Genomic DNA, 4,207 nt, shown 5'->3' on the forward strand with positions numbered 1-4,207 from the left:
GTCGTTGACGATTTTTCCAGCGACGGCACCCTCTCCATCGCCAAGGGCTGGCGCGCCCGCGACCGCCGCATCCGCATCGTGACGCAGCGCGCCCGCTCGGGCGTGTCGGCGGCGCGCAACGCCGGGCTTCGGGCCGCCCGAGGGGCACTTTGCGCCTTTCTGGATGCCGATGACCTGCTGATGCGCGACAGCCTGCGCCTGCGGCTGCTGGCCTGGCAGCGGGCGAGCCGCGCGACAGGACCAGAGGCCGCGTGGCGCCTTGCCGGCAGCTATTGCGGCAGCGAGACGATCCCCGAGGACCTGATGCAGGCGCCCCGGTCCCGCCCCGCCGTCCTGCCCCCCGTCGGATTCGCGACAGCGGGCGGGGGCTGCCCCTTCAACGCCAACCAGCCGATGATCCGGCGCGACGTCCTGCTGGAGATGGGCGGCTTCAACGAGGCCATGTCGCAGGCCGAGGATTACGACCTGTGGTCGCGCATCCTGCGGGCCGGCTACTGGTTCGCGCCCTCGCCGCAGGTCGCCGTGACCTATCGCGCGCGGGCAGGCAGCGCCGTCCGCAAGGCGCCCTCGCGGCATCTGGAAGCCTCGCTTGCGCTGCATGATGCGGGTGAGCGGGCGCTGGGGCCGGGCGTCCTGTCGCGCTCGCCCGGACGGCTGGCGCGCCCGCATGGCCATTATGCCCATCAGGCGACAAAGGCCGGGCGCATCCTGCAGTTCTGCGGGATGGAACTGGGCTCGGACGACGCCCGCCCGCTGGACGACATCGCGGCGGTGATCGCGCGGCACCTGCCGGACCTGCCGGACGTGCTTCCCCCCACGACACCGGCCGACAGGCTGCTGGGCGCCGGGGTCACGCGGCAGACGACCCGGCCTTTGTCCGGGGAGGACGAGAGTCGCATCGCCGCGCTGCTGAAATCCGTGGCCGGGCAGCGTCATGGCGGCGAGGCCCCGGCCGAGGGCAACGGATCGCCCCTTCTGTCCGGTCCCTTTGGCGATGCGGATCGCGACCGGCTGTGGCAGCCGGGGCGGCAGGCGGAAATCGACCTGCTGTTCCTGCCGCACAAGGATTACCACACCTGGACCATCGGCCTCGCCGCCCCGGCGCTGCGGGCGGCCGGGATGCGCTTTGCGGTCATCGACATCTCGGCCCAGTGGCGCGAAGGCGGTGTCGCGGCCAAGGCCGCCGAGATGGCCCTGCCGCTGATCCGCCATGGCGAGCTGGCGCTGGGCGCATTCGCGCCGCGGCTGGTGGTGGCCTTCAACGACTGGGATTTCGTGACCCGGCCGATCCTTGTCGCGGCCGAGCAGGCGGGCATCCCGACCGCCGCCATTGTCGAGGGCATTCAGGACTACGGGGACGCCGACACCGGACGGACGCGCCACGCTTACCGGACCGCCCGGACGGTGCTGCTGCCGGGTGACTTCGACCGGCGCTACTTCCCGGCCGGGGGCGGGCAGTCGCTGGCCGTCGCCGGCATCCCACGCATCCAGTTGCTGCGGGGGCAGGCCGCGGATCGCCCGCCCGCCGAAAGGGCGCGGCGGGCGGGGTCGCGCCGGGTGCTGATCAACTCGAACTTCTCGCACAATGTCCTGACCGAGCGGCGCGACGCCTGGCTGACCCAGGCGGTCGCCGCCGTGCGCCGCGCGGGGCTCGATCCGGTGATCAGCCGCCATCCCGAGGACAAGGGCACCCTGTTTCCCGAACTGGTCACGCAGGCCAGCTTCTACGAGACGCTCGAATCCTGCTGCGCCTCGGTCCAGCGCTTCGCCTCGGGCATCCTCGAGTCGCTGGCAGCGGGCGTGCCGGTGATCTACTTCAACCCGCACGGGGAACGGGTGGACAAGTTCTCCAGCGACCCGATGGGTGCCTATCCCGTCGCCGTGACCGGAGATGCGCTGGCCGGCCACCTGACGACGCTTGGCGACTGGCGCGACGCGGCGTTGGCGCGGGCGGATGCGTTTCTCGACCATCATGCCGGCCACCGGGACATCGACAGCGGCGCGGCCATTGCCGGGGGACTGCGCGCGGCCATGGGACCGCCCCCTGACGCCGAAACGCTTGCCCGCTTTCGCCGCAACCTGCGGATCATCGACCAGCAGACCGAGGCGCTGACGCGACGCGAGATGATCTTCGACGATCCCGCAACCGCCCTGGCCCGCATGGCCGCCCTGGCCGAAGCTGACACGTCGCCCGAAAGCCTGGTCGCGGCACTGGTTGATGCCGATGCGCCGTCCATGGGACAGGCCACTGCGCCGGCGAAGGCGGAAGCCGGCATCGCCCCCGGGTTCCGCAGATCTCGCGCCAAGCTGGCCTGGCGGGGGCGGGTGGCGCTGCACGAGGGGCTTGAACGGGCTTACCGCGCCTCGGCGCGCTGGCCGCGGCTGCACCGGCTTGCCCGGCGGGCGGGCGAATAATACCAGCGGAACTTCTCGCCCCTGTAGGCAGGATAAACCTTCCGGCGCGAAAAGGCGGCCGGGCGACAACCGTGCCGGGGCCGCTGGAAACTGCCCTGCCGCTGCCGTATGCAGGCGGCGCTTTGCAGCCACGACGCCGCCCGGGCGTCCAGGAGGTTCCGCCCGATGCCCCACCACGCCATCCACCCCGACCTTGCGGACCGGGCGGTCTTCATCACCGGCGGCGGCGCCGGGATCGGGGCCGCGCTGACCGAGGGCTTCCTGCGCCAAGGCAGCCGCGTGGCCTTTGTTCAGCGTTCGGACGCCACCCCCTTCTGCGACGAGATGGAGCGGCTGACCGGCCGCCGCCCGCTGTTCATCCGCTGCGACATCACCGACACTGCCGCCCTGCGCGCCGCAGTGGCGCAAGCCGCCGACGCCCATGGCCCCGCGGGCGTGCTGGTCAACAACGCCGCCAACGACGCCCGCCATGACACGCTGGAGATCACGCCCGAGGCGTGGAGCCGGATCATGGCCGTGAACCTCGACGCCGTGTTCTTCGCCGTGCAGGCGGTGATCGGGGGGATGCGGGAACTGGGCGGCGGGTCGGTCGTCAACTTCTCCTCCATCTCCTACATGATGGGGAACGCGGGCTATCCCGGCTATGCGGCGGCGAATGCGGGGATCACCGGCCTGACCCGGGCGCTCGCGCGCGAGTTCGGCCCCGACCGCATCCGATGCAACGCGCTGATGCCCGGCTGGGTCATGACCCAGCGCCAGCGCGAGTTGTGGGTCACGCCCGAGGCGCTGGAGGGGCATCTGGAACGGCAATGCCTCAAGAGCCCGCTCGAACCCCAGGACATCGTGGGGGGGACGCTGTTTCTCGCATCGGAGGCAAGCCGGATGATGACGGGGCAGGCGCTGGTCATCGACGGCGGCGTGGTGACGACGGGGTAAGGGGGCGCCATGACCGTGCAAGCCAGCGTTCTGGACGACCGCCGCTGCGATCTGGGCGAGGGGCCGCTGTGGCACCCGGCCCGCGGGCAGCTTTTCTGGTTCGACATCAACCGCGGCCAGCTTTTGTCGCGGGATGACGAAGGGCCGCTCACCTGGGACTTCGGGCGCCCCGTCTCGGCCGCGGGCTGGCTGGACGAGGGGCATCTGCTGGTCGCCTCGGACAGGGCGCTGCTGCGCTTCTCGGTCACGGACGGCGCCAGCGAGCCGGTCGTGGCGCTTGAGGCGGACGATCCGCGCACCCGTTCGAACGACGGGCGGGCAGACCCATGGGGCGGGTTCTGGATCGGCACCATGGGCCGCAAGGCGGAACCCGGTCTGGGCGCGATCTGGCGCTATTACCGGGGCGAGTTGCGGCGGATGTTCGCCGGCATCACCATCAGCAACGCGATCAGCTTTGCCCCTGACGGCAGCCATGCCTGCTTCGCCGACACCCGCAGGCGCATGATCTGGCGCGTCGCGCTGGCCGGGGCCGATGGCTGGCCCGCGGGCGACCCGCAGCCCTTCATCGATCTCGGGCCGGCCGGGCTGAACCCCGATGGAGCTGTCATGGATGCCGAGGGCACGCTGTGGGTGGCGCTGTGGGGCGACGGCTCGGTCACGGGCTTCGGCCCGGACGGCCAGCGGCGCGAGCGGCTGGCGCTGCCCTCGCCCCATGTCTCCTGCCCGGCCTTCGGGAGTGAAGGGCTCGGCACGCTTTACGCCACCACGGCCTGCGAGGGGCTGAACGCCGCCGCGCTGGAGGCCCATCCGCAGGCCGGGATGACCTTCGCCGTGGCGACGGGGCTTCGGGGGCAGG

3 protein-coding genes are annotated in these 4,207 nt (G+C 71.9%); all 3 read left to right on the forward strand.

Annotated features, from left to right (window positions below):
• Positions 1 to 2,415 (forward strand): glycosyltransferase family A protein (locus Q4F04_RS14650; RefSeq protein WP_303370538.1); only part of this gene is annotated, 2,415 nt, incomplete at its 5' end.
• A 165-nt stretch (positions 2,416 to 2,580) separates the two neighbouring features.
• On the forward strand, positions 2,581 to 3,351 hold the full coding sequence (locus tag Q4F04_RS14655; protein WP_303370539.1) for an SDR family NAD(P)-dependent oxidoreductase: 771 nt from the start codon (positions 2,581 to 2,583) through the stop codon (positions 3,349 to 3,351).
• Positions 3,352 to 3,360: 9 nt separating this feature from the next.
• Positions 3,361 to 4,207 (forward strand): SMP-30/gluconolactonase/LRE family protein (locus tag Q4F04_RS14660; RefSeq protein ID WP_303370540.1); only part of this gene is annotated, 847 nt, incomplete at its 3' end.

The organism is Paracoccus sp. (in: a-proteobacteria), from assembly GCF_030536915.1.
GTDB lineage: Bacteria > Pseudomonadota > Alphaproteobacteria > Rhodobacterales > Rhodobacteraceae > Paracoccus.